This is a genomic window from Streptomyces sp. CRN 30 (assembly GCF_034105845.1).
In genome coordinates this window covers 1-24,031 of record NZ_JAVRHI010000189.1, presented here as the reverse complement: position 1 = coordinate 24,031, position 24,031 = coordinate 1, and the positions used below count along the sequence as shown (strand labels likewise).

Below are 24,031 nucleotides of genomic sequence, written 5' to 3'. Positions count from 1 at the left end.
TCCGCGCCGAGGCGGCGGGCCTGCGCTGGCTGGCCGCCGCGGGGGCGGTCCGGGTGCCCGAGGTGCGCGGCGCGGACCGGCGGTGGCTCGTCACCGACCTGGTGCGGGAGGGCCGGCCGACCCGGGAGGCCGCCGAGCGGTTCGGGCGGGAGCTGGCGGCGCTGCACGCGGCGGGGGCGCCCGCCTTCGGTGCCGCGCCGCCGGACGGGCCGCGCGACGCGTACATCGGGGACGCGCCGATGGCCAACGTGCCCGGCGGCGACTGGCCGTCCTGGTACGCGGAGCACCGGGTGCTGCCGTACCTGCGGCGCGCGGTCGACGACGGCACGCTGCGCCGCGCCGAGGCGGCCGACGTCGAGCGGGTCTGCGAGCGGCTGCCCGCGCTGGCGGGGCCCGCCGAGCCGCCGGCCCGGCTCCACGGCGACCTGTGGAGCGGCAACGTGCTGTGGGGCGCCGACGGCGCGGTCCACCTGATCGACCCGGCCGCGCACGGCGGGCACCGGGAGACCGACCTGGCGATGCTCGGCCTCTTCGGCTGCCCGCACCTTGAGGACGTTCTGGCCGCCTACGACGCGGCCGCGCCGCTCGCGGCCGGCTGGCGGGACCGGGTCGGCCCGCACCGGCTCTTCCCGCTGCTGGTGCACACCGTGCTGTTCGGCCGGGGGTACGCCGGACAGGTCCTCGCGGTCGCCCGCGGGGCCCTGTCCGGCTGAGCCGGGCGGCTCGGGCCGTCAGCGGGTGACGACGTGCCGCTCGTTCGGGACGCAGTGGGTCATGGTGAGGCCCTCGACGTCGCGCGGCGGGTTCTTGCCGAGGTTCGACAGCCGCTCCCGGTCCTCGTCCGTCAGGTCCTGGCTCGCCAGCGGCTTCAGGCCCGCCACGTCGTCGGGGCCGATGCCCAGGCCCTCGCCGACGCGCAGCCCGAGGTCGTTGTCGACCAGCAGGAAGTGCCAGACCATGCGCTCCTGCACCGGCCGCTCGCACTGCGAGATGAGGTCGGTGAAGTTCTTCACCAGGTCGTCGCGCTCCCACTGCTCCATCAGGCAGTAGCGCTGCCCGGCCTGGAGGTAGTCGTTGGTGCGCGGGATGCGCTTGCGGGTGATCCGGCCGCGGATCTCCGGTCCCTGTTCGTCGTGGGTCGGGTACTGGGCCTCGCGCAGGCTGCCGTCGGTGATCGACGGCTCGTAGTTGACGATCGGGTTGTCGCCGCCGTCGACGTGGTACGCCATCTGCCCGTCGCGCTGGTTGGTGTGCACGGTGGCGTGCTTGGCCTGGTTGACGGGGAGCTGGAGGTAGTTCGGGCCGACCCGGTAGCGCTGGGTGTCGCTGTAGGAGAAGGTCCGGCCGACCAGCATCTTGTCGTCGGAGAAGTCCAGGCCGTCGATGAGGACGCCGGTGCCGAAGGAGATCTGCTCGTTCTCGGCGAAGTAGTTGTCCGGCATCCGGTTCAGCACGATCTTGCCGACCGGCTTGGGCGGGAAGTCCTGCTCGGGCCAGGTCTTGGTGTCGTCCAGCGGGTCGAAATCCAGCTCCGGGTGGTCGTGGTCGTCCATCATCTGGACGAGCAGCTCCCACTCGGGGTAGTCGCCGCGGGCGACGGACTCGTAGAGGTCCTTGGTGGCGTGGCCGAGGGAGTCGGCCTGCACGTTGGCGGCGTCCTCCTCGGTCATGCTGCGCACGCCGGCCTTGGGCATCCAGTGGTACTTGACCAGCTTGGTCTCGCCGGCCTGGTTCACCCACTTGTACGTGTTGACGCCGAAGCCCTGCTGGTGGCGGTAGTCGGCGGGGATGCCGCGCGGGCTGAAGAGGTTGACCAGCATGTGCATGCACTCCGGTGTCTGCGACATGAAGTCGAAGATGCGCCGGGGCTGCTGCTCGAAGGTGACCGGGTCGGGCTTGAGCGCGTGGATGACGTCGGGGAACTTGATGGCGTCCCGGATGAAGAAGACGCCCAGGTTGTTGCCGACGAGGTCCCAGTTGCCGTCCTCGGTGTAGAACTTCACCGCGAAGCCGCGCGGGTCGCGGGCGGCCTCGGAGGAGTCGCGGCCGCCGATGACGGTGGAGAAGCGCAGCGCGATGTCGGTGCGCTTGCCGCGCTCCTGGAAGAGTTTGGCGCGGGTGTAGCGGTCGACCGGCTCGTCGCCCCAGGCGCCGTACGCCTCGAAGTAGCCGTAGGCGGTGACGCCGCGGGCGTGCACGACGCGCTCGGGGATGCGTTCCCGGTCGAAGTGGCTGATCTTCTCCAGGAACTGGTAGTTCTCCAGCGTGGCGGGCCCGCGGGCGCCGACGGTGCGCTGGTTCTGGTTGTCGTAGACCGGGTGTCCCTGCCGGTTGGTGAGCACCCGCCGGTCGTCGCCTGCGGCGGGACCCTGGCTCGATACGTCGGTCATTGCGCTTGCAGCTCCTTGGACTCGTGGCCGCCGCGGACGTGCGCGTCACGAGGCGGCGGCCGTCGGCCGGTCGCGTGGGCGTCCCGGGTACCCGGCCGCGCGGGGTCAGTCACTCAAGGACACTCGCACGCCGCGGGGCCCCTCGCGACTGGCCGGTCACCGCCGAACGGCGCATCGTGGACGGAGGGTCCCGGGCACTCCGGAGTCGTGATCCGCCCGGGAATTCCGGCGCCGCGGATCGTGACCCGGTGGGACAGATGACCCGACGGGACATGTGTCCCACTGAGACACTTCGAGGTGTACCGTGGGAGGCATGACGGCAGCGAAGCCCCTGGACGGACCGGAGGACCGGCGTCGGCGCAAGGCCCGGCGGACCCGGGACGCGCTGGCGGACGCCGCGTGCGACCTGATCCTGCGCCAGGGCACCGCGGCGACGACCGTGGAGGCCATCGCCGAGCGCGCGGACGTCACCCGCCGCACCTTCAGCCGGCACTTCGCCGGCAAGGAGGACGCCGCCCTCGACTTCGTGCGCCGCGACGGTGACCGCATCAACGAACTGCTGCGCGGCCGTCCCGCCGACGAGCCGCCGCTGCTCGCCTACCGCCGGGCGGTGCACGCCTGGCTGGCCGACCCGGAGGACCCCCCGATGCAGCTGCGCCCGCGGCTGCGGCGGCTGCTGGCCCTGGTCGACAGCGAGCCCGCCCTCTTCGGCGCCTACCAGCGCATCCGGGTCGACGCCCAGGAGGAGTCGATCCGGATCATCGCCGACCGGCTCGGCACGGACAGCGACCGGGACGTGCGCCCGGCCGCCGTCGTCGACGCCGCCGCCGGAGTCCTCGTCGCCGCCCTGCGCGTCTGGGCCCGCGGCGGCGAGGCGAACCCCGGCGCCGCAGACCTCGCCGCCCTCGTGGAGCGGGCCTACGACGCCCTGACTTCGGAGATCGCGACCGCGACCGCCGAGAACACCACGAAAGAGTGAAAGCACCATGAGCACTTCGGGTACCCCCGTCACCGACTACGGGACCGAGTTCTCCGGCAGGACGGCCCTCGTCACCGGCGCCGCCTCCGGCATCGGCCTGGCCACCGCCCGCCGGCTCGGCGCCGGCGGCGCCAAGGTCGTCATCGCCGACTACAACGCCGAGGGCGCCGAGAAGGCCGCCGCCGAGCTGAAGGCCGAGGGCGTCGAGGCCGCCGCCGTCGCCCTGGACGTGACCAGCCCCGAGTCCGTCGAGGCGGCCGTGAAGTTCGCCGTCGACACCTTCGGCTCGCTGGAGCTGGCCGTGAACAACGCCGGTATCGGCGGCCCCAGCGCCCCCACCGGTGAGTACGACGTCGACGCCTACAGCCGTGTCGTGCGCACCAACCTGGACGGCGTCTTCTACTCGATGCGCTACGAGCTGCCCGTCATCGAGGCCGCGGGCAAGGGCGGCGCCATCGTCAACGTCGCCTCCATCCTCGGCAAGGTCGGCTTCGCCGGCTCCGCCGCGTACGTCGCCGCCAAGCACGGCGTGGTCGGGCTGACCGAGACGGCCGCCGCCGAGTACTCCGCCAAGGGCATCCGCGTCAACGCGGTCGGCCCCGGCTTCATCGAGACGCCGCTGCTGAAGACCATGGACCAGGACGCCTACAACGGTCTGGTCGCCCTGCACCCGGCCGGCCGCCTGGGCACCTCCGAGGAGGTCGCCGAGCTGATCGTCTTCCTGCTGTCGGACCGCGCGTCCTTCATCGCGGGCAGCTACCACCTGGTCGACGGCGCCTACACCGCCGTCTGAGCCCCTCGGGAAGAACGAAGGACAGAACGAAGGAGTTCGACCATGAAGGCACTGCAGTACCGCACCATCGGGGCACCCCCCGAGGTGGTCACGGTCCCCGACCCGGAACCCGGGCCCGGCCAGGTGCTGTTGAAGGTCACCGCCGCCGGTGTCTGCCACTCGGACATCGCGGTGATGAGCTGGCCCGCCGAGGGCTTCCCCTATGAGCTCCCGCTCACCCTCGGCCACGAGGGCGTCGGCACGGTCGCCGCGCTGGGCGACGGCGTGACCGGTCTGAGCGAGGGCGACGCGGTCGCCGTCTACGGCCCCTGGGGCTGCGGCGCCTGCGCCAAGTGCGCGGAGGGCAAGGAGAACTACTGCCTGCGCGCCGACGAGCTGGGCATCCACCCGCCCGGCCTCGGCCGTCCCGGCTCGATGGCGGAGTACCTGCTCATCGACGACCCCCGGCACCTGGTCCCGCTGGACGGCCTCGACCCGGTCGCGGCGGTGCCGCTGACCGACGCCGGGCTGACCCCGTACCACGCGATCAAGAAGTCGCTGCCCAAGCTCGGCCCCGGCTCCACCGCCGTGGTCATCGGCACCGGCGGCCTCGGTCACGTCGCGATCCAGCTGCTGCGCACGCTGACCTCCGCCCGGGTCATCGCCCTCGACGTCAGCGAGGACAAGCTGCGCCTCGCCCGTGAGGTCGGCGCCCACGAGACGGTGCTGTCCGACGCCGGGGCCGTGGACGCGGTCCGGGGGCTCACCGGCGCGCTCGGCGCCCAGGCCGTCTTCGACTTCGTCGGCATCGCGCCGACCGTCAAGACCGCCGCGGGCATAGCCGGCGTCGAGGCCGACGTCACGCTGGTCGGCATCGGCGGCGCGCCGTTCCCGGTCGGCTTCGGCCTCACGCCGTTCGAGGTGTCGGTCAGCGCCCCCTACTGGGGCAGCCGCAGCGAGCTGATGGAGGTGCTGTCGCTGGCCCGCGCGGGCGCGGTGTCGGTGCACACCGAGACCTACTCCCTCGACGAGGCCCCGCTCGCCTACGAGCGGCTCCACGAGGGCAAGGTCAACGGCCGCGCGGTGATCCTGCCGGGCGGCTGATCTCCCACGCCCGTCCGCGTGCACACACACGCGGGGGCGCGACCGGTCCCCCGTGCCGGTCGCGCCCCCCGCGGTGTGTTTCGAACCTACGGCCGAGGGCCGGGCACTGTGAAGCGCGCCGGTGCCCGCTGATCAGGGCTGAGGACTCACCCGTGCACAGGTGAGTCCGGATCGTCCCGGGTCGTCCCGCGCAGCGCGGGGCGGTCCAGCTCGCCGGCGGCCAGGAAGGCCAGCACGATCTCGTACAGGTCGGCGCCGCCGTCGAGCAGCCGGCGTTCTACGGCCGGTTCCGCGGAGCGGATGTGGTCCCGCACGGTCTGCGGGTGCAGGCCCAGCTCACGCGCGGTCCGTTCGGCGTTGGCGCCGACGGCGATCCAGGTGCGCAGGGTGCGCCGCAGGTCGCGGCTGTCCCGGTCGAGGCGGGCCAGCAGCTCCTCGGCCCAGGTGCGCAGCGCGGTCCCGGCCAGCAGGTCGGTCAGGCGGACCCGGTCGGTGCCGGGGCGCTCCTCGCCGGGATGCACGGCGGAGCCCGCCTCGGCGTTGAGGGCGACGTGGACGGTGGCGCGGACGGTGAGGTCGTCGAAGTCCGTGCCGAGGAGCGACTCGACCCGGTCCATGCGGGCGCGGACGGTGTTCCGGCTGACGCCGAGGACCTTGGCCGCGCTGACGGCGGTGAACCCCAGGCCCAGCCGGGTGGTGGCGAGCAGCTCGGCCCGGGTGTGGTGCGGCAGGGAGTCGAGCGGGCGCAGCACGTGGGCGGCCCAGGCGTGCAGCGACGCGTGGTCCATCAGCAGTTCGGGGCGGGTCCGCTCGGCGTACACGGCCGCTCTCCCGGGGCGGATGCGGGCGACGGCCAGGGCACTGACCGCCTGGGTGTAGGCGGTGGCGGTGCGGACCAGGCTCTGCCGGACGCTGCCGCCGAGCAGGGTCCCGGGGTGGCGGCCGACGAGGGTGCGCAGTTCGTCCCCGGTGCTCTCGCCCGGCGCTACGACGATGACGTGGCCGTCCATGGCGGGGCAGCGGACGACGAGGGCGCCCTCCCGGGTCTCGTCGCGGCACTCGCGCGCGAGCCGGTCGCGCGCGGCCGGTTCGGTCTCGACGACGTAGACGCTGGCGGTGTCGGTGTCGAGCAGTCCGGGCCAGAACCCGGCGGCCACGCGGCGCGCGGAGACGATCTCCTCGACCATCAGCAGTTGCAGGATGGCCAGGCGCAGGTCGGCGGTGGCCCGCTCCAGCCGGTAACCGGCCTCGGCCGACGCGCGGGCGGCCAGCAGCAGGGCCATGACCTGCGCGGTGTTGGTGACGATGCCGGCGGCCGGGCGGTCGAAGGGGGCGGTGCGGGCCACCGCGAGCACGGCGGCCGGGCCCGGACCGCCGCTGTCCACCCGGACCAGGCGCAGGTGCCGGCCGCCGTCCTGGTAGGCCGCGGCGGCGATGCGGCCGGTGGCCAGGTCCCGCACCAGGGCCTCGTCCAGTTCCGCCGGGGCGCCGGCCAGCGGTTCCCCGGCTCCGTCGCGCAGCGAGACGGTGGCGTCCACGGCGTCGGCGAGCCAGCCCACGACCCCGTCGAGGTCGTCCCCGGCCGGTCTCAGCCGGCCCAGCAGCTCCTCCGCCCACCGCGCCTGTCCGCTGGTCTCCTCCCGGCCCGCCACGTCCGCGTTCTCCTCTCGTCACGCCCTCCCGCGCCCGTCTGCCGGGCCGGTCGGGGGACCGTACCCCACCTGCGGACTCCACCGGGGGCCGCGGTCGCGTACCGGGCACGGAGGGGCCTGTGACCGGGCCTGCTCGGCCGCCGGCCGCGCCGGGCATAAGCTCGGCGGATGGCGAAGTACTTCGACGTGCACCCCGACAACCCCCAGCCGCGCAGCATCGGCCAGATCGCCGACAGCATCAGGGCGGACGCGCTGATCGCTTACCCGACGGACTCCTGCTACGCGCTCGGCTGCCGGCTGGGCAGCCGGGACGGCATCGACCGCATCCGCTCCATCCGGCGCCTGGACAGCCGGCACCACTTCACGCTGGTGTGCCAGGACTTCGCGCAGCTCGGGCAGTTCGTGCGGATCGACAACGACGTGTTCCGGGCCGTGAAGGCGTCGACGCCCGGCAGTTACACCTTCATCCTGCCCGCGACCCGCGAGGTGCCGCGCGTGCTCCAGCACCCGAAGAAGAAGACCGTCGGCGTGCGCATCCCGGACCACGTCGTCACCCAGGCGCTCCTCGCGGAGCTGGGCGAACCGCTGCTCTCCAGCACACTGCTGCTCCCCGACGAGGAGGTGCCGCTGACCCAGGGCTGGGAGATCAAGGACCGGCTCGACCACGTGCTGGACGCGGTGGTCGACTCCGGGGAGTGCGGCACGGAGCCGACGACGGTGGTCGACTTCTCAAACGGCGAGGCGGAGATCGTGCGCCGGGGCGCGGGGGACATCAGCCGGTTCGAGTGACCGGCGTCCGCGCGTGCCACGATGATCGACCACCACCCCGGCCCACCAGGAGGCAGACCCGCCATGACCGCCGTACAGGGAACAGCAGTGGACATCACCACCGGGGACGGCACCGCCGACGCGTACCTCGCGCACCCGGACGACGGGCGGCCGCACCCCGCGGTCCTCCTCTACATGGACGCCTTCGGGCTGCGGCGGCAGCTGCGGTCCATGGCCGACCGGCTGGCCGGCGCCGGGTACACCGTGCTGGTGCCCAACGTCTTCTACCGCCACGGACGCGCGCCCGTCGTGGAGCTGCCCGACTTCATCGACCCGGCGGCGCGGCCGGGGATCTTCGAGCACCTCTGGCCCGTCATGCGGTCGCTCACCCCGGACCTGGCGATGCGGGACGCCGGGGCGTACCTGGACTGGCTGGCGGCGCGTCCGGAGACGGCCGACGGGCCGGTGGCGGTGACCGGTTACTGCTTCGGCGCGCGGCTCGCGCTGTACACGGCGGGCACCTTCGGGGACCGGGTGGCCGCGGCGGCCGGCTTCCACGGCGCCGCGCTGGCGAGCGAGGACCCGGACAGCCCGCACCTGCTGGCCGACCGGGTCACCGCCGAGGTGTACTTCGCCCACGCCGACCAGGACGCGTCAATGCCACCGGAGCAGCAGGAGCGGCTGGAGGCGGCGCTGACGGAGGCCGGGGTCCGGCACCGCTGCGAGGTGTACGCCGGGGCCCCGCACGGGTACACGCAGGCCGACACCGCCGCGTACGACGCCGAGGCGACCGAGCGGCACTGGGCGGCGCTGCTGGACCTGCTGAAGCGGTCGTTCTGAAGGGTTTCGCCCCCGGATATCCGCTGAGGGAGTCATTCCGGAAGAGGACGTTTCACCTCGCCTCCCACGGGCTCTTGCAATTGCACGGCCCGGCGCCGTAAAACCGTGCTGCATCTGCCAGGGCTTCGGGGGGAGTTGGCATGGAAGGCACGGTCGACGGGTTCCGGTACGGGCTCGTCACCCCGGTGGCGGCCTATCTGATGGCCTGCCTGGGCGGCGCGCTGGGCCTGCGCTGCACGGTCCGGTCGCTGCTCAACGCCCACTCCTTCAAGGCCGGGTGGCTCGGGCTGGGCGCGGCGTCGATCGGCTGCGGCATCTGGACGATGCACTTCATCGCCATGATGGGCTTCCGGGTCGAGGAGACCCGCATCCGCTACGACGTCCCGCTCACCGTGCTCAGCCTCGTCGTGGCGGTCGTCGTGGTCGGCGCCGGTGTCTTCACGGTGGGCTACCGCGGGGCCGGGCGCGGCACGCTGGCGCTGGCGGGCCTGGTCACCGGGCTCGGCGTCGCCGCCATGCACTACCTGGGCATGGCGGCGCTGCGCCTGGACGGTGACATCGGCTACGACCCCCTGACGGTCGGGCTCTCCCTGGTCGTCGCCGTGGCCGCGGCGACCGCCGCGCTGTGGGCGGCGGTCACGGTGCGGGGGTTCCTCGCCAGTCTCGGTGCCAGCCTGGTCATGGGCGTCGCGGTGTCCGGGATGCACTACACGGGGATGGCCGCCGTCAGCGTCCACGTGCACGGCACGCCGGGCGGTTCGTGGGCGGGCAACTCGGCCGCCTCGCTGCTGCTGCCGATGCTGCTCGGCCCGGTGGTGTTCCTGCTCCTCGCCGGGGTGGTGGTGATGTTCGATCCGCTGCTGGTGCTCGGCGAGGGCGAGTGGAGCAGGCCCGGTGCCGGGCGCCGCGCCCCGGCTCCGCCGTCCGGTCCGGGCGGCCCGTCCGGCGGTGCGCCGTACCCGCGTCCGGCACCGCGCGCGAACTCCTCGCCGCGCGGCCGTCGTTGATCCGTACTCCCCCGTTCCGCCGCGCGGGTGGGGCGTTGTTACGGTGCCGGGATGTCTGACTCCTCACGTGACACCGCCGAAGGCGCCGGCTGGGGCACCGCGGAACGCGGTGCGTACAAGCAGCTCATGCCGGAGCGGGTCGAGAAGATCTCCTGGTTCGACCCCCGGATGCTCTGGGCCGCCCGCAACGGTGTACTGGCCTCCTGGTTCGGCGACCCGACCGGCCGCACCCGCTCGCGCTGGGTCGCGCAGCGCACGGCGGCCGGCGTCCCCGCCGACAAGGTGATCCGCCGCGACGACCCGGACCGGTTCTCCTTCCTGGTCATCGGCGACACCGGGGAGGGCGACGACCCGCAGTACGCCGTCGTCCCGGGGCTGTTGCGGGCGGGCGGGGACACCAGGTTCGCGGTCCTCGCCAGCGACGTGATCTATCCGGTGGGCGCCGCCGACGACTACGGCACGAAGTTCTTCCGCCCGTACCAGGACTACCGGGCACCGATCTACGCGATACCCGGGAACCACGACTGGTACGAGGACCTCGGCGGCTTCATGCGGGTCTTCTGCGGTGACGCGCCGCCGCTGGAGCGGGAGGAGAAGCCCAGGCCGCCGAGCCGGGCGTGGCTGCGCTCACTGCTGTGGCACCGGCCGCGCGCGGCCGACGGCCGCCGTCTCGACGAGGCCCGCGCGCTGCGTTCGGCACCCGCCCAGCGCGCCGAACAGCCGGGGCCGTACTGGGCGATCGACGCCGGTCCGGTGCGGATCGTCGGCATCGACACGGGGCTGCTCGGCACGGTCGACGCCGAACAGGGGGCGTGGCTGCGGGAGGTGTCGCGGGGGCCGCGGCCGAAGATCCTCGTCACCGGGTCACCGCTGTACGTCGACGGGGAGCACCATCCGTGCGCGATCGAGGGCGGCGGCACGGTCGACGAGATCGTCCGCGACCCGGAGCACCACTACGTCGCGGCGATCGGCGGCGACATCCACAACTACCAGCGCTATCCGGTGGACGTGGGCGGGCGGACGGTCCAGTACGTGGTCGCGGGCGGCGGCGGGGCGTTCATGCACGCCACGCACACGATCCCGCGCGTGCAGGTCGGCGGGGTCACCGAGGAGGACTTCCGCTGCTACCCGCTGCGCGGCGACTCCCTCGCGTTCTACAGCACGCTCTACGGGCGGCGGCTGCGGCTGCGGCGGTTCTTCACCCTCACCGAGGCCGAGGCGACGGCCGTGATCGCCGAGCGCCTCGGGATCGGGCCGACGCGTGCGCCGGGCGGGGCGGCGGCGCGGGTGACCCGGCGGGTCCGGCTGGTGGCCGGGCTGCTGGGGACCGGGCGCCGCCCCGAGAAGAGGAAACGATTCCGGCTGCCGGTGCGGAAGATCTACACGTCGCTGTTCTCGCCTGGTTCGGCGACGTACAGCCCGCCGTTCTTCAAGTGCTTCCTGCGCCTCGACGTCGGTCCGGAGGCGATACGGCTGCGCTGCTACGCCGCGACGGGCAACCGGGCCCAGGAGCTCGACCCGCCGGTCGAGGACGAGGTGATCATTCCGCTTCTCTGACGGCCCGGCGCCGTCACCAGACACCCGGCTCGCTGCCGGTGAGCGGTTCGGACGGGCGGCCGTCGGCCCCCACGGGCACGTCGCCCGCGAGCATCACCCGGTGCATGACGCGGGGGTGGCCCAGGTGGGCGTTGTCGCTCGGCGCCAGATGGATGGTGGCCCGGTTGTCCCAGAAGGCGACGCTGCCGGGCGCCCAGCGGAACCGGACGGTGTACTCCGGCCGGGTCGCCTGCTCTAGGAGCATCTGGAGCACGGCGGCGCTCTCCGGGCGGGTGAGGCCGGTGATCTGCTCGACGTAGTAGCCGTTGACGAAGAGCACCCGCTCCCCCGTCTCCGGGTGGACGCGGACCAGCGGGTGGACGGTGGCGACCTGGTGGTCCAGGAGGCGGCGGACGTAGGCGTCGTCGCCCGGCCGGGGCTGGTAGCCGACGCCGAGGCGGTGCTCGGCGCGCAGCCCGTCGACGAACGCCCGCAGGGGCGCGGAGAGTCCGGCGTAGGCGGCGGCCAGGTTGGACCAGGTGGTGTCGCCGCCGTAGGGCGGGACGGTCTCGGCGCGCAGGATCGTGGCGGCCGGCGGGTCGACGCGGGCACCGTGGTCGCAGTGCCAGCCACGCAGCAGGGTGTGCCGGCGGCGGCTCAGCCATTCGTCGTGCTCCATGCCGAACCGGCCGCCCAGCTCCAGCCGGTCGGCGGTCGTCTCGACCTCCGGGACGTCCGGCGGGGACGCCCGGCCCCGCCGGGGCAGGACGACGGGTTCACCGAACCGGCGGGCCAGGGCCACGTGCCCGGCGTGGTCCAGCCGCTGGTCGCGGAAGAAGACGACCTTGTGGCGCAGGATGGCCGCGCGGACCGCCGCCACCTGGGTGTCGTCGAGGTCCCCGGCGAGATCGACACCGGTGATGTCGGCGCCGATGTGCCCGGCGGCGGGCCGCACCTCGATCCCCGCCGTGTCATGTGCCGTGTCCTGCGCCGTGTCCTGCGCCGTGCCCTCGGCCGTCCGCCCGGCCCGGTCCGTCGTCATGCGCGCTCCGTGGGTCGTCGCTCACCCGTCCACCACGCGACCGGTACGGCGTCCGCGCGGTATGGCGGCGGTGCCCCTGGGGAACATGGTGGCCGGACCCTCTTCTCCAGGAAGGCACCTACCCGTGACCCACATCCCGGCACACACACTGAACGACGGCACCTCGCTCCCCGCCCTGGGCCTGGGCACCTGGCCGATGGACGACGCGGAGGCGGAGCGGGCGGTCGCCGAGGCCCTCGGCCTGGGCTACCGCCTGATCGACACGGCGACCAACTACCGCAACGAGACCGGCGTGGGTCTCGGGGTGTCCGCTTCCGGCGTCCCGCGCGAGGAGATCGTCCTCACCACCAAGCTGCCCGGCCGGCACCACGGCTACGAGGAGACCCTCGCCTCCTTCGAGCAGTCCCGGGCCCGCCTCGGCGTGGACTACGTCGACCTGTATCTCATCCACTGGCCACTGCCCAAGGTGGACAGGTACCTCGACTCCTGGAAGGCCATGATCAAGCTCCGTGAGGACGGCCTGGTCCGGTCGATCGGCGTCTCCAACTTCACCGCCGCGCACATCGAGCGGCTGGAGAAGGAGACCGGCGTGCTGCCCTCGGTCAACCAGATCGAGCTGCACCCGCTCTTCCCCCAGGCCGAGCTGCGCGCCTTCCACGAGGAGAAGGGCATCCGCACCGAGAGCTGGAGCCCGCTGGGCCGCGGCAGCGACGTCCTGGACGACCCGGCCGTGGCCGCCGTGGCCGAGGCACACGGGGTCACCCCGGGCCAGGCGGTGCTGCGCTGGCACACCCAGCTCGGCGCGGTGCCGATCCCGAAGTCCGCCGACCCCGGGCGGCAGCGGCAGAACCTCGACGTCTTCGGCTTCGAGCTGGACGCGGAGCAGCTGCGGGCGATCGCCGGCGGCGACCACCGGCGGCTCGGCGGCGACCCCGAGGAGCACGAGGAGTTCTGAGCGGGGTACCCGGACCGTCCGGTGTCGTCGGAAGGAGCCGTCGTGAGCGGACGGGACCGGCTGCGGGAGTACCGCGGCAAGCGTGACTTCGGCCGGACGGCCGAGCCCGGCGGCGACGCGCACGGTGCCGGGCCGGGCGCACCGCGGTTCGTCGTGCAGATCCACGACGCGAGCACCCTGCACTTCGACTTCCGGCTCCAGGTGGCCGACGTGCTCAGGTCCTGGTCGGTGCCGAAGGGCCCGTCCGCCGACCCCGGCGACAAGCGGCTCGCGGTACCGACCGAGGACCACCCGCTGGAGTACGAGGAGTTCGAAGGGGTGATCCCGGCCGGCGGCTACGGCGGCGGCACGGTCATCGTCTGGGACAACGGCACGTACGAGCCGTTGTCCCACGACCGCCGGGGCCGGCCCGTGGACTTCGCGCAGTCGCTGGAGCGGGGGCACGCCCGGTTCCGTCTCAGGGGCTCGAAGCTGCGCGGGGAGTACGCGCTGACCCGGTTCCGCGGCGGCTCGGGCGGCGACGGGTCGGGCGGTGACGGGTCGGGCAGGGAGGCGTGGCTGCTGGTGAAGACGGCGGGCGGCCCGGCCGGGAGCGGTGCGCCCGATCCGCGCCGGGCGCGTTCGGTCCGCAGCGGGCGGACCCTGGCCCGGGTCGCGGCGGACGACCGCCCCTGAAGGCGGACGCCCGCAAGTCCCGAAAGAGCCAGTCCAGTCTTGAAAGAGTCAGTCCAGTCCTGAGAGTCAGTCCAGTCCTGGAAGAGTCAGTCCTGGAAGAGCGTCTGCTCAGCCCAGATCGTCTTTCCGCTGTCGGTCTGGCGGCTGCCCCAGCGCTGGGTGAGCTGGGCGACCAGCAGCAGGCCACGGCCGCCCTCGTCGAAGGCGTGGGCGCGGCGCAGGTGCGGTGAGGTGGAGCTGCCGTCGGAGACCTCGCAGATGAGACTGTCGCCGCGGATGAGCCGCAGCTGGATGGGGGGTTCGCCGTACCGGATGGCGTTGGTGACCAGCTCGCTGACGACCAGTTCCGTGACGAAGGCGGTCTCCCCGAGTCCCCAGGAGGCCAGCCGTTCCATGACGGAGTTGCGGGTGGCGGCGACCTGCGCGGGGTCCTGGGTGATGTCCCAGGTGGCGACCTGGTCGGCGCCGAGCGCCCGGGTGCGGGCCAGCAGCAGGGCCACGTCGTCCCCGGCGTCCTTCGGCATCACGGCCTTCAGCACGGTGTCGCACAGGGTGTCGAGCGAGGCCGCGGGGGCCGTCAGCGCCCGGCACAGCTCGGCGGTGGCCTGGTCGATGTCGCGGTCGCGGCCCTCGATCAGACCGTCGGTGTACAGGGCGACGACGGAGCCCTCGGGCAGTTCCACCTCCGTCGCCTCGAACGGCAGGCCGCCGACGCCGAGCGGCGGCCCCGCGGTCATGGCGACCAGCCGCACAGTGCCGTCGGGCAGGACGACGGCGGGGGCCGGGTGCCCCGCGGCGGCCAGGGTCAGGCGGCGGGAGACGGGGTCGTAGACGGCGTAGAGGCAGGTCGCGCCGGTCTCGGCGACCTCGTCGCTCCCGCCGTCCCCGCCGCCCGCCGCGAGGTGGGTGACGAGGTCGTCGAGGTGGGTGAGGAGTTCGTCGGGCGGCAGGTCGACGTCGGCGAGGGTGCGCACCGCCGTGCACAGGCGGCCCATCGTCGCGGTGGAGGGGATGCCGTGGCCGACGACGTCGCCGACGACGAGCGCGACCCGGCTGCCGGAGAGCGGGATGACGTCGAACCAGTCGCCGCCGATGCCGGCCGCCGAGGCGGAGGGCAGATAGCGGTGGGCGACCTCCACCGCCGCCTGGCCCGGCAGGCCGGTGGGGAGCAGGCTGTGCTGGAGGGCGAGCGCGGTGGCGCGCTCCCGGGCGAACCGACGGGCGTTGTCGACGCAGACGGCGGCGCGGCTGGCGAGTTCCTCGACCAGGACCACGTCGTCGGCGACGTAGGGGTCCAGCGGGGCGGAGCGGGCCAGCACGACGACGCCGAGGACGGTGCCGCGGGCCCGCAGCGGTACGGCGAGGGCCGAGCGGATGCCCGCGTGGTAGGCGCGGTTGTGCGGGATCTGCTCGTCGCGCAGCCGCATCCACCGGTCGAAGTCGGGGTCGCCGGGGCCGCTGAGCACCGCGCGGCCCTCCCTGAGCGCCCGCGCGGGCATCGCGTACGGCGGGTGGACGACGGGTTCGCCCAGATGGGCGACGGGGCGGGGGAAGTCCTCCACGGCGGTGCTGTGGGCGGCCCTGCGCAGCGACACGTCGTCCAGGGCGGCCGCCTCCGTCGGCTCCTGCTCGCCCAGCACCCAGTCGAGCAGGTCGACCGCGGCGAAGTCGGCGAGGCGCGGTACGAGGAGGGCGATCAGCTCCTCGGCGGTGCGGACGACGTCGAGGGTGGTGCCGATGCCCGTGGCGGCCTCGTTCAGCAGGGCCAGCCGCTGCCGGGCGCGGTACTGGTCGGTGGTCTCGAACCCGGCCATGGCGACGGCGGCCACCTCGCCGGAGGCGTCCCGGATCGGCCACATCTCCACCGTCCAGGCGTGTGCGCCGAGGGGGGAGGGGTCGGAGGTGAGGGTGTCGTAGCGGACGGGCCGGTTGGTCTCGGCGACCTGCCGCAGGTGCCGCAGGAAGCCCGAGCCGTCGAGTTCGACGCTCTCCACGGCCTCGGAGAGGTCACGGCCGAGCAGGTCCTCCTCGGTCACTCCGAGGACCCGCAGCGCCGCGTCGTTGACCCGGAGGTAGCGCTGCCGGGTGTCGTGCACGGACATCGACAGGGAGGACTGCTGGAAGGTCTCGCCGGTCAGGACGAGGGGGCCGTCGTCCGGCGGTCCGGTGGTGACCACCCAGCCGCTCGGGGCGCCGTCCGCGCCCAGCAGCGGCCGGCCGCGCAGCGCCAGCTCCACGGTGGAACCGTCGCGACGCCGCATCCGGACCGTGCCGGACAGCGCGGACACGGCGGCGGCCGGGACGTCCGGGGCGAGCAGGTCCCGCACGGACCGGCCCACGGCTTCCCGGGCCGGGTACCCGGTCAGGCGGTGGGCGCCCTCGCTCCACCCCGTCACCAGGCCGTCGGTGTCCACGATCGCCACAGCGGAGGCGTGCTCCATGTCGTCCAGGATCATCCCTTTACGTCCCGGTATCAACCGCGGCAGTCCCGGAGCCACCGTCGCGCGGGTGGGCGCGCAGGGCGGCGAGGGCCCGGTCGGCGTGCGCGGCCATCCGCAGCTCGCTGCGGACGACGTCGAGCACCGTGCGGTCCGGGGCGATGACGAAGGTGACCCGCTTGGTCGGCGCGAGGCTGAAGCCACGGCGTACGCCGAACAGGTCACGGACCGTGCCGTCGGGGTCGGAGAGCAGCGGCATGCCGAGCGAGTGGCGCCCGGAGAACTCGGCCTGGCGTTCCACGGCGTCGCCGCTGACGCCGACGGGGCGGGCCCCGACGGCGGCGAACTCCGCGGCGAGGTCGCGGAAGTGGCAGGCCTCCGCGGTGCAGCCGGCGGTGAGCGCGGCCGGGTAGAAGAACAGCACGACCGGGCCGTCGGCGAGCAGCGCGGTCAGGCTCCGTTCGGTGCCGGTCTCGTCCGGCAGGGCGAAGTCGGGGGCGGTGTCGCCGGTGCGGACGCTCATGACCGGCCCTCCCCGCCCCGGGCGACGCCGCGGGCCCACAGGACGAGCGGCAGTTGCAGCGGCAGCCGTCCGTAGGCGGCGGCCCGCTGCGGGGTGGGGCGGTGGCGCCAGTCCACGGCCATCTTGACGTTGGCGGGGAAGACCCCGACGAAGAAGGCCGCCGCGGTCCTGGCGGCCAGGGGGCGGGTACGGGGCAGGGCGATCCCGGCGGCCAGCGCGAGTTCGGCGGCGCCGCTGGCGTAGGTCCAGGCGCGCGGGGTGCCGGGCAGGGCGCGCGGGACGATGGAGTCGAAGACGCGCGGTGCGGCGAAGTGGGCGATGCCCGCGGTGGCCAGCAGGCCGGCGAGCAGCAGGGGCGAGCGTTCGGAGCGGGACACGGTTCCTCCTCGGGGGCCTGGCGCGCGATATTACTCGACGGTAAGCCGGGGTGGGCGGCAGATCGGGCGACCGGTCCCGTCCGGCGTCACAGCCGGGCACCCTTCCGCTCCCCCCGCAGCAGCCACGCCAGATACGCGCCGCCCGCCACGCCCGTGAGGACTCCGACCGGCAGCAGTGCGGAGCCGGTGACCCGTTGGGTGGTCAGGTCGGCGGCCGTCACGAGGAGGGCGCCCATCCAGGCGGCGGGGAGGAGGTTGGGGCCCGCCGCGCGGGTCACCCGGCGGGCCAGTTGCGGCGCGGCCATCGCGACGAACGGGATCGGGCCGGCCGCCGCGACGGCCAGCGCGGTCAGTCCCGTACCGGCGCCGATCAGTACCAGCCGGCTGCGCTCGGGCGGGACACCCAGCGCGGCGGCGGTGTCGTCGCCCATCTCCAGCAGCGTCAGGCGGCGCGCGTACAGCAGGACCACGGGGGCGAAGAGGACGAGGCCGAGGGCCGCGACGGTGACGTCGCCCCAGGAGCGGGCGTTGAGCGAGCCGATCGTCCAGCTCGCCGCCTGGGCCGCCTTGCCGATGTCGGCGCGCAGGTACAGGAAGCTGGTGACCGCGCCGAGCACCGCGGAGGCGCCGATGCCGACGAGCACGAGCCGGTAGCCGTGGACCCCCCGCTTCCAGGCGAGGAGATAGACGGCCGCGGCGGTGGCGACGCCGCCGCACACCGCGCCGAACGCCGTCTGCGAGGCGCCGGCGTCCAGGACGATGATGGCGACGAGCGCCCCGGCGGAGGCGCCGTTGCCGAAGCCCATGATGTCGGGGCTGCCGAGCGGGTTGCGGGTGAGCGACTGGAACACCGCGCCCGCCATGCCCATCCCAAGCCCGACCAGCGCGGCGACCAGGGCGCGCGGCAGCCGGAGGTCGAGGACGACGAACTCCGCGCCCGGCGGTCCGTCGCCGGCCAGCGTGCGCACCACCTCGGCGGGGGACAGCGCGTATGTGCCGGTCCCGATGGACAGCACCATGGCGAGGACCGTCAGTACGGCGAACACCGCGCACACGAGGACGGTGCGGGTGTCGAACCGCAGCGACCAGCGTCCGGTGCGCAGCAGTCCACGCCGCGGGTCGAGGCGTGGAGCCGGACGCGGCTTCTCCTTCAGCGGGCTCACAGTTGAGCCACCTTCCGCTGTCGTACCAGGTAGATGAAGAGGAGTCCGCCGAGGAACGCGGTGACGGTGCCGACCTCGATCTCGGAGGGCGCGACGACGACCCGGCCGACGACGTCCGAGACGAGCAGCAGCACGGGCGCGAAGACCGCGCAGTACGGCATGAGCCAGCGCGGGTCGGGTCCGCAGAACGCGCGGGCGGCGTGCGGGATCATCAGTCCGACGAAGCCGATCGGCCCGCACACGGCCGTCGCGGCGCCGCACAGCAGGGTGACGGCGACGACGGAGAGGACGCGGACCCGCTTGACGCGCGTGCCCAGCGCCCGCGCGTGGTCCTCGCCGAGCGCGATCGCGCCGAGCGGCCGGGCCAGCGCGAAGGCGAGCAGGGCCCCGGCGACGAGCAGCGGCGCCACCGTCAGCAGCAGCGACGCGTCGCGCTTGGCGAGGGTGCCGACCGACCAGTACCGCATCTCGTCCAGCGTGCTGAGGTGCCACAGGGAGAGGCCGTTGACGTAGCCGAAGAGGGCCGCGTTGACGGCCGTTCCGGCGAGCGCGAGCCGGACCGGGGTGGCCCAGCGGCCGCCGCCGAGGGCGTTGACGGCGGTGGCGGCGAAGGCCGCGCCGCCGAGCGCGAACCACAGGTACCCGGTGAACGAGGTGATGCCGAGGACCCCGATCGCGGTGACCACGGCGGCGGACGCGCCGGCGTTGACGCCGAGCAGCCCGGGGTCGGCGAGGGGGTTGCGGGTCAGGGTCTGCATGACCGCGCCGCCGAGACCGAGGGCCGCGCCGACCGCGACGCCGATGAGGGTGCGCGGCAGTCTGAGGTCCCGCACGATCGCGTCGTTCTCGGTGCCGGAGGGGCTGAACAGCCCGGACCAGACCTGGTCGAGAGGGATTCCCTTGGTGCCGACGGCCAGGGAGAGGGCGAACGCCGCCGCGAGCAGGACCAGGCCGAGGAGCAGGCCGGCGGGGCGCAGTGCCGTCCGGCGGCGCGGGATGCGGGTGCCGGGCGCCGTGTCCGGCGGCGCGGGGGCCGTCGCGGCGCTCACCGGTCTTCCGCCGTGCGGAGGCGGCACCGGTGGGCGGACACCGGGTCCGGCCGGTGCGGTGCATACATCTCAGAGGACATGTGGTTAGCTTAGGCTACCCTTACCGGTGCTGTTGACGATCTAGTCAACAGTTCGGCCCCCTGTATACCCCCAGACAGCGGTTGACGGAGAACACCGATGACCACCCTGCCCAGTTCAGCCCCGAGCGATGCGTCGCCGGACGTCCGTCCGGTCCGGCTCACCGGACCGCGCGTCGCCCGTCTCCTCGCGGAGACGGAAGGGGCGGACGCGGCCCGGCGGGCCGCGCTCGCCGCCGCGTTCTGGCGCGAGGCGGAACGGCTCGGCACCCCGCTGGTCGAGGAGATCGACGGCCTGCCCGGCCACCGCGCGGTGACGTTCCTGTGGCGCGGCCACCGGGCCACCCGTCAGGTGCTGTTGTCCGGCAACCGCATCACCGACCGGGACCACCTGGCCGCATCCCTCCTCCGGCGGGTGCCCGGCACCGACGTCTGGCACCTGGGGCTCAGGCTCCGCGCCGACCACCGCGGTTCGTACCGGCTGGCCGCCGACATCTCGCCCGGCGAGCCCCCGGCGGACCCGGCCGCCCTCCAGAGGCGGCTGCGTTCGCTCTCCGCGCACACCGCGGCCGATCCGCTCAACCGGCGTACGGTCGCGACCCGCTGGCAGCCCGCCGACAGTTCGGTCTTCGCCCTGCCCGACGCCCCCGCCCAGCCGTGGACCGGCCGGCCGGACCCGGTGCCGGCCGGGCGGGTCGAACGCCACCGGGTACGGGCCGCGGAGCCGGTCGGCGACCGGGACACCTGGGTGTACCTGCCGCCGGGCCACGAGCGGCACGCCGGAGAGCCGCTGCCGGTGGCCGTCCTGTGCGACGGCGACATGTGGTTCGGCCGGCTCGGCTTCGCCGGCACCCTCGACGCGATGATCGCCGACGGGGCGCTGCCGCCGCTCGTCGTGGTGGCGCCGGACGCCGTGGACCGCACCACCCGCTGGCGCGACCTCGGCGGCCGTGAGCCCTTCGTGACGTTCCTCGCCGACGAGTTGCTGCCCTGGGCCGCGGGCCGCTGGCCGCTCACCACCGACCCCCGGCGGACCGTCGTCGCCGGGCAGAGCCTCGGTGGCATGACCGCGCTGTACGCCGGTCACCTGCGGCCCGACCGGTTCGGCAACGTCCTCGCCCAGTCCGCCTCCCTGTGGTGGCGGCCGGGTCTGCCGTCGCCGGCCGGACCCAAACCGCCCGTTTACGGCGACCCGTGGCTCGTCGCGCGCTACAGGTCCGTACCGCGCCGCCCGCTGACGGTCCACCTGGACGTCGGGCTGCACGAGGGCTCCATGGTCGACCACAGCCGCATCCTGTACGACGCCCTGCGCGCCGCCGGCTACCCGGTCACCCTCGACGCCTACAACGGCGGCCACGACTACGCCTGCTGGCACGGCGCCCTCGCCGACGGCCTGGTCCGCCTGCTGGGCGACTGACCCCCGTACCCCCTCTCCCCCCTCACCCATCCACTCATCACCGAGGAGTCCCTCTTCCATGTCCTGTGCACGTTCCTCCCGCAGAACCCTTCTGGCGTCCGCCGCCGCCGTGCTGACGGGAGCGGTGCTCCTGACCGGCTGCGGCGGTGACGACGGCGGCAGCGACAGCGCGAGCGGCAAGGAGTCGGGCACCCGTCAGATCACCGACGCCACGGGCCGCGAGGTCGACGTGCCGTCCGAGCCGAAGAAGGTCGTCGCGCTGAGCGAGCCCACCCTGGACGCGTCCCTCGCGCTCGGCGTCGAGCCGGTCGGCACGACCGCGGGCCGCGGTCAGCAGGGCGTCTCCACCTACCTCGCCGACAAGGCGGCCGGGTCCGAGGTGGTCGCCACCGTCGCCGAGGCCGACATGGAGAAGGTCGCGGCGCTCCAGCCCGACCTGATCCTGCTCGACGAGACGACGGCCGTGAAGACGCAGGTCGACAAGTTGGAGTCGATAGCCCCGACGGTGGTCACCGCCAAGCTCAACGAGGACTGGAAGAAGGCCTTCACGGCCACCGCCGACGCCCTCAACAAGAAGGCGGAGGCCGAGAAGATCGTCAGCGGCTTCGAGGACGACGTGGCCGCCACCAAGGGCAAGCTCGGCGACAACGCGGGCGCGGCCGTCAGCGTGGTCCGCTGGCAGAACGGCGCCCCGTCCGCCGTCGGCCGCGGCGTGGGCCACGTCGGCTCCACGATCACCGCCCTCGGCCTGGACCGGCCGAAGGACCAGCAGGGCGTGGGCACCGGGCACAGCGAGCCGGTCAGCCTGGAGAAGCTCTCCACCATCGACGCCGACTGGCTGGTCTTCGGCACCCTCGGCGACAAGGCCGACGGCGAGAAGGCGTACGCCGAGGCCGAGAAGGTGCCCAACTTCGGCAAGCTGAAGGCCGAGGAGGAGGGCCACGTCGTCGTCGTGGAGGGCTCCGCCTGGAACAGCGCCGGCGGCCCGCTCGCCGCGCGGATCGTCCTGGACGACCTCACGAAGGCGCTGGCCTCATGAGCGCCGCCGGACTTCAGGGCCGCCGCGCCCTCGTGACGGGCGCCGGACGCGGCATCGGCGCCGCCGTGGTCAGGGCCCTCGTCGAGGAGGGCGTCCGGGTCGTCGCCACCGACCTCGACGGCGCCCACGTCGAGGAACTCGCCGGTGAACTCGGCGAACGGGTCACCGCCCGGCGGCTCGACGTCACCGACGCCGCCGCCGTCCAGGCAGTCGTCGACGAGACCGAGACGGAGCTCGGCCCGCTCGACATCGCCGTGAACGTCGCCGGCATCCTGCGGGACGCGCCGGTCGCCGAACTGACCGACGCCGACTGGGCCGCGCACTTCGCGGTCAACACCACCGGTGTCTTCCACGTCTCCCGGGCCGTCTCCCGCCCGATGGCGGAGCGCGGCCGGGGCTCCATCGTCACCGTCGCCTCCAACGCGGGCGGCATCCCCCGGGCGAACTTCGCCGCCTACGCCGCCTCCAAGGCCGCCGCGGTGATGTTCACCAAGTGCCTGGGGCTTGAGGTCGCCGGGCGGGGAGTGCGCTGCAACACCGTCTCCCCCGGCTCGACCATGACGGACATGCAGCGCGCCCTGTGGACGGCCGGCGAGGAGGAGGCGTCGGTGCGCCGCGTCGTCGAGGGCGACCTCGCCTCCTACCGCACGGGCATCCCGCTCGGCCGGATCGCCGACCCCTCGGACATCGCCGACGCGGTGGTCTTCCTCGCCTCCGACCGCGCCCGCCACATCACGATGCACGACCTGTACGTCGACGGCGGCGCGACCCTGCGGGCCTGAATCCACCGGCTCACGCCCACCCCACTGGAGACAGCCATGTCCGTTTCACTGCACGACACCACCGCGTACGAACCCACCGCGTACGACCCCACCGCCACGCCCGTCTCCCCCGGCGCGGCGACCTCCCTCCTCGACGCCTACCGCCCCACCACGGACCGCTTCCTCGCCACCCCCCGCCGGACCCTGCTGGGCCGCGGCACCACCGCCCTGGTCCCCGACGACTCCCGGCCCCCGGCCGTGCGGGTGCGGGAGACACTGGACGGACTGCGCCGCGCGGGGAACGCCGCACCGGTCGTCGTCGGCGCGCTGCCCTTCGCCCCCGACGGGCCGTCCGCGCTCGCGGTGCCCGAGTCGGTGCACTGGGCGCCGCCGCTGCGCGAGGACCCGCTGGTGGCCCTCGCCGTGCCGCACGAGGGCGACCGGCCCGACTGGCGGGTGCGCGAGGTGCCGGAGGCCGCGGTCTACGGGGCGGCGGTCGCCTCGGCGGTGGCCCGGATGCGGGCCGGGGAGTTCGACAAGGTCGTCCTCGCCCGCACCCTGGAGCTGACCTCCGGGCAGGAGCCGGACCTGCCGGCCATGCTGCGCCGGCTGGCCCGCCGCGACCCGGCCGGCTACACCTTCGCCGTGCCCAGCGGCCCCGGCCGGACCCTGGTCGGCGCCAGCCCCGAACTGCTCGTCGCCCGGCAGGGCGGCCTGCTGACCGCCAACCCCCTCGCCGGGTCGGCGCCGCGCAGCGAGGACCTCGCGGAGGACGTGCGCCGCGCGGTGGCCCTCCTGGAGTCCGAGAAGGACCTGCACGAGCACGCCGTGGTGGTGGCCGCCGTACGCGAGGCGCTGGCGCCGTTCTGCGCCTCCCTGGAGGTGCCCGAGCGGCCCACGCTGGTGCGCACGGCCGCCATGTGGCACCTGTCCACGACCGTCACCGGCGAACTCGCCCGCCCGGACACCACCGCCCTGGACCTGGCCTCCGCGCTGCACCCGACGCCCGCGGTGTGCGGCACCCCCACCGACCTGGCCCGCCGGGTCATAGCCGAGTCGGAGCCGTTCGACCGCGGCGCCTACACCGGCATGGTCGGCTGGCAGGACGCCGACGGCGACGGCGAGTGGGTCGTGACGATCCGCTGTGCCGAGGCCGAGGGCGACACCCTCAGGCTGTTCGCGGGCGCCGGGGTCGTGGCCGCCTCCACCCCGGAGGCGGAGACGGCGGAGACCGCCGCCAAGTTCCGTACCTTCCTGCACGCTGTTGGAGCATCGCTGTGACCCTCACCCCCGGTGTGGACTCCCCCACCTGGCCGGCCGAGTTCGCCGAGCGCTACCGCGCCGCCGGCTACTGGCGCGGGGAGACCTTCGGCGGCATGCTGCGCGAGCGCGCCGCCGCCCACCCCGACCGGACCGCCCTGGTCGACCCCGCACCCGAGCGGCGCACCTGGACCTACCGGGAACTGG

22 protein-coding genes and 1 pseudogene are annotated in these 24,031 nt (G+C 74.2%); 15 read left to right on the top strand and 8 right to left on the bottom strand.

Annotation, left to right across the window (positions count from 1 at the left end; genetic code table 11):
• Window positions 1–713: fructosamine kinase family protein (locus UW392_RS19930; protein ID WP_320776393.1), on the top strand; the 713-nt coding region annotated here is incomplete at its 5' end.
• An 18-nt stretch (window positions 714–731) separates the two neighbouring features.
• On the opposite strand, the gene UW392_RS19925 is transcribed toward UW392_RS19930, so the two are convergent.
• Window positions 732–2,390 (bottom strand): catalase, encoded by a 1,659-nt coding sequence (locus UW392_RS19925; RefSeq protein WP_320776392.1) that lies wholly within the window; start codon window positions 2,388–2,390, stop codon window positions 732–734.
• A 313-nt stretch (window positions 2,391–2,703) separates the two neighbouring features.
• Here UW392_RS19925 and UW392_RS19920 point away from each other — a divergent pair, with 313 nt between their 5' ends.
• Genes UW392_RS19920 through UW392_RS19910 form a run of 3 tightly spaced genes read left to right on the top strand, consistent with a single transcriptional unit; the run spans window position 2,704 to window position 5,245 of the window.
• Window positions 2,704–3,369, top strand: coding sequence for a helix-turn-helix domain-containing protein (locus tag UW392_RS19920; RefSeq protein WP_320776391.1), 666 nt, complete (start codon window positions 2,704–2,706; stop codon window positions 3,367–3,369).
• A 7-nt stretch (window positions 3,370–3,376) separates the two neighbouring features.
• Window positions 3,377–4,162, top strand: coding sequence for an SDR family NAD(P)-dependent oxidoreductase (locus tag UW392_RS19915; protein ID WP_320776390.1), 786 nt, complete (start codon window positions 3,377–3,379; stop codon window positions 4,160–4,162).
• A 42-nt stretch (window positions 4,163–4,204) separates the two neighbouring features.
• The gene (locus UW392_RS19910; protein WP_320776389.1) at window positions 4,205–5,245 is read left to right on the top strand and encodes an NAD(P)-dependent alcohol dehydrogenase; all 1,041 of its coding nucleotides are present in this window, start codon (window positions 4,205–4,207) and stop codon (window positions 5,243–5,245) included.
• A 146-nt stretch (window positions 5,246–5,391) separates the two neighbouring features.
• On the opposite strand, the gene UW392_RS19905 is transcribed toward UW392_RS19910, so the two are convergent.
• On the bottom strand, window positions 5,392–6,897 hold the full coding sequence (locus tag UW392_RS19905; protein WP_320776388.1) for a helix-turn-helix domain-containing protein: 1,506 nt from the start codon (window positions 6,895–6,897) through the stop codon (window positions 5,392–5,394).
• Window positions 6,898–7,065: 168 nt separating this feature from the next.
• On the opposite strand from UW392_RS19905, the gene UW392_RS19900 reads away from it, so the two are divergent.
• The 4 genes from UW392_RS19900 to UW392_RS19885 all read left to right on the top strand — a co-directional run bounded on the left by UW392_RS19900 (window position 7,066) and on the right by UW392_RS19885 (window position 11,069).
• Window positions 7,066–7,686 (top strand): L-threonylcarbamoyladenylate synthase, encoded by a 621-nt coding sequence (locus UW392_RS19900; protein WP_320776387.1) that lies wholly within the window; start codon window positions 7,066–7,068, stop codon window positions 7,684–7,686.
• Between the two features lie 63 nt (window positions 7,687–7,749).
• Entirely contained in the window at window positions 7,750–8,505 is a 756-nt protein-coding gene (locus UW392_RS19895; RefSeq protein ID WP_320776386.1) for a dienelactone hydrolase family protein, read from the top strand.
• A 140-nt stretch (window positions 8,506–8,645) separates the two neighbouring features.
• Entirely contained in the window at window positions 8,646–9,512 is an 867-nt protein-coding gene (locus UW392_RS19890) for an MHYT domain-containing protein (protein WP_320776385.1), read from the top strand.
• Between the two features lie 51 nt (window positions 9,513–9,563).
• On the top strand, window positions 9,564–11,069 hold the full coding sequence (locus UW392_RS19885; RefSeq protein WP_320776384.1) for a metallophosphoesterase family protein: 1,506 nt from the start codon (window positions 9,564–9,566) through the stop codon (window positions 11,067–11,069).
• A gap of 13 nt (window positions 11,070–11,082) precedes the next feature.
• Here UW392_RS19885 and UW392_RS19880 read toward each other — a convergent pair whose 3' ends face one another.
• Window positions 11,083–12,090: a TauD/TfdA dioxygenase family protein gene (locus UW392_RS19880; protein WP_320776383.1), complete on the bottom strand. Its 1,008-nt coding sequence runs from the start codon at window positions 12,088–12,090 to the stop codon at window positions 11,083–11,085.
• A gap of 124 nt (window positions 12,091–12,214) precedes the next feature.
• Here UW392_RS19880 and UW392_RS19875 point away from each other — a divergent pair, with 124 nt between their 5' ends.
• Together UW392_RS19875 and UW392_RS19870 are read left to right on the top strand one after the other, a co-directional pair.
• Complete coding sequence (locus UW392_RS19875; protein WP_320776382.1) at window positions 12,215–13,045, top strand: aldo/keto reductase; 831 nt, start codon at window positions 12,215–12,217, stop codon at window positions 13,043–13,045.
• Between the two features lie 42 nt (window positions 13,046–13,087).
• Window positions 13,088–13,720 carry a DNA polymerase ligase N-terminal domain-containing protein gene (locus tag UW392_RS19870; RefSeq protein ID WP_320776381.1) on the top strand — a complete coding sequence of 211 codons (633 nt, stop codon included), beginning with the start codon at window positions 13,088–13,090 and terminating at the stop codon, window positions 13,718–13,720.
• A gap of 86 nt (window positions 13,721–13,806) precedes the next feature.
• Here the strand turns inward: UW392_RS19870 and UW392_RS19865 are convergent, their stop codons facing one another.
• The 5 genes from UW392_RS19865 to UW392_RS19845 all read right to left on the bottom strand — a co-directional run bounded on the left by UW392_RS19865 (window position 13,807) and on the right by UW392_RS19845 (window position 19,270).
• Window positions 13,807–16,161 (bottom strand): SpoIIE family protein phosphatase, encoded by a 2,355-nt coding sequence (locus UW392_RS19865; protein WP_320776395.1) that lies wholly within the window; start codon window positions 16,159–16,161, stop codon window positions 13,807–13,809.
• A 19-nt stretch (window positions 16,162–16,180) separates the two neighbouring features.
• Window positions 16,181–16,681, bottom strand: coding sequence for a peroxiredoxin (locus tag UW392_RS19860; RefSeq protein WP_320776380.1), 501 nt, complete (start codon window positions 16,679–16,681; stop codon window positions 16,181–16,183).
• Window positions 16,678–17,058, bottom strand: coding sequence for a hypothetical protein (locus UW392_RS19855; protein ID WP_320776379.1), 381 nt, complete (start codon window positions 17,056–17,058; stop codon window positions 16,678–16,680). Before UW392_RS19855 ends, UW392_RS19860 begins: the two co-directional genes overlap by 4 nt.
• Before the next feature lie 86 nt (window positions 17,059–17,144).
• Window positions 17,145–18,221: a FecCD family ABC transporter permease gene (locus tag UW392_RS19850; protein WP_320776378.1), complete on the bottom strand. Its 1,077-nt coding sequence runs from the start codon at window positions 18,219–18,221 to the stop codon at window positions 17,145–17,147.
• Window positions 18,218–19,270 (bottom strand): FecCD family ABC transporter permease, encoded by a 1,053-nt coding sequence (locus UW392_RS19845; protein ID WP_414496442.1) that lies wholly within the window; start codon window positions 19,268–19,270, stop codon window positions 18,218–18,220. The genes UW392_RS19850 and UW392_RS19845 overlap by 4 nt, the downstream gene beginning before the upstream one ends.
• 177 nt (window positions 19,271–19,447) lie before the next feature.
• Here UW392_RS19845 and fes point away from each other — a divergent pair, with 177 nt between their 5' ends.
• The 5 genes and pseudogenes from fes to entE all read left to right on the top strand — a co-directional run.
• Window positions 19,448–20,764, top strand: a complete 1,317-nt coding sequence (gene fes / locus UW392_RS19840) for an enterochelin esterase (RefSeq protein WP_320776377.1) — start codon at window positions 19,448–19,450, stop codon at window positions 20,762–20,764.
• Between the two features lie 58 nt (window positions 20,765–20,822).
• Window positions 20,823–21,803, top strand: coding sequence for an ABC transporter substrate-binding protein (locus UW392_RS19835; RefSeq protein WP_320776376.1), 981 nt, complete (start codon window positions 20,823–20,825; stop codon window positions 21,801–21,803).
• Window positions 21,800–22,585, top strand: a complete 786-nt coding sequence (locus UW392_RS19830) for a 2,3-dihydro-2,3-dihydroxybenzoate dehydrogenase (protein ID WP_320776375.1) — start codon at window positions 21,800–21,802, stop codon at window positions 22,583–22,585. Before UW392_RS19835 ends, UW392_RS19830 begins: the two co-directional genes overlap by 4 nt.
• 36 nt (window positions 22,586–22,621) lie before the next feature.
• The gene (locus UW392_RS19825) at window positions 22,622–23,845 is read left to right on the top strand and encodes an isochorismate synthase (protein WP_320776374.1); all 1,224 of its coding nucleotides are present in this window, start codon (window positions 22,622–22,624) and stop codon (window positions 23,843–23,845) included.
• A pseudogene (gene entE, locus UW392_RS19820) lies at window positions 23,836–24,031 on the top strand (2,3-dihydroxybenzoate-AMP ligase); the annotation flags it as partial. The gene UW392_RS19825 and the pseudogene entE, both read left to right, overlap by 10 nt.

Excerpts from the sequence above, each read along its gene's own strand:
- UW392_RS19925 (WP_320776392.1), bottom strand. The coding sequence starts at position 2,390 with ATGACCGACGTATCGAGCCAGGGTCCCGCCGCAGGCGACGACCGGCGG.
- UW392_RS19920 (WP_320776391.1), top strand. The coding sequence starts at position 2,704 with ATGACGGCAGCGAAGCCCCTGGACGGACCGGAGGACCGGCGTCGGCGC.
- UW392_RS19915 (WP_320776390.1), top strand. The coding sequence starts at position 3,377 with ATGAGCACTTCGGGTACCCCCGTCACCGACTACGGGACCGAGTTCTCC.
- UW392_RS19910 (WP_320776389.1), top strand. The coding sequence starts at position 4,205 with ATGAAGGCACTGCAGTACCGCACCATCGGGGCACCCCCCGAGGTGGTC.
- UW392_RS19900 (WP_320776387.1), top strand. The coding sequence starts at position 7,066 with ATGGCGAAGTACTTCGACGTGCACCCCGACAACCCCCAGCCGCGCAGC.
- UW392_RS19895 (WP_320776386.1), top strand. The coding sequence starts at position 7,750 with ATGACCGCCGTACAGGGAACAGCAGTGGACATCACCACCGGGGACGGC.
- UW392_RS19890 (WP_320776385.1), top strand. The coding sequence starts at position 8,646 with ATGGAAGGCACGGTCGACGGGTTCCGGTACGGGCTCGTCACCCCGGTG.
- UW392_RS19885 (WP_320776384.1), top strand. The coding sequence starts at position 9,564 with ATGTCTGACTCCTCACGTGACACCGCCGAAGGCGCCGGCTGGGGCACC.
- UW392_RS19880 (WP_320776383.1), bottom strand. The coding sequence starts at position 12,090 with ATGACGACGGACCGGGCCGGGCGGACGGCCGAGGGCACGGCGCAGGAC.
- UW392_RS19865 (WP_320776395.1), bottom strand. The coding sequence starts at position 16,161 with ATGGAGCACGCCTCCGCTGTGGCGATCGTGGACACCGACGGCCTGGTG.
- UW392_RS19860 (WP_320776380.1), bottom strand. The coding sequence starts at position 16,681 with ATGAGCGTCCGCACCGGCGACACCGCCCCCGACTTCGCCCTGCCGGAC.
- fes (WP_320776377.1), top strand. The coding sequence starts at position 19,448 with ATGACCACCCTGCCCAGTTCAGCCCCGAGCGATGCGTCGCCGGACGTC.
- UW392_RS19835 (WP_320776376.1), top strand. The coding sequence starts at position 20,823 with ATGTCCTGTGCACGTTCCTCCCGCAGAACCCTTCTGGCGTCCGCCGCC.
- UW392_RS19830 (WP_320776375.1), top strand. The coding sequence starts at position 21,800 with ATGAGCGCCGCCGGACTTCAGGGCCGCCGCGCCCTCGTGACGGGCGCC.
- UW392_RS19825 (WP_320776374.1), top strand. The coding sequence starts at position 22,622 with ATGTCCGTTTCACTGCACGACACCACCGCGTACGAACCCACCGCGTAC.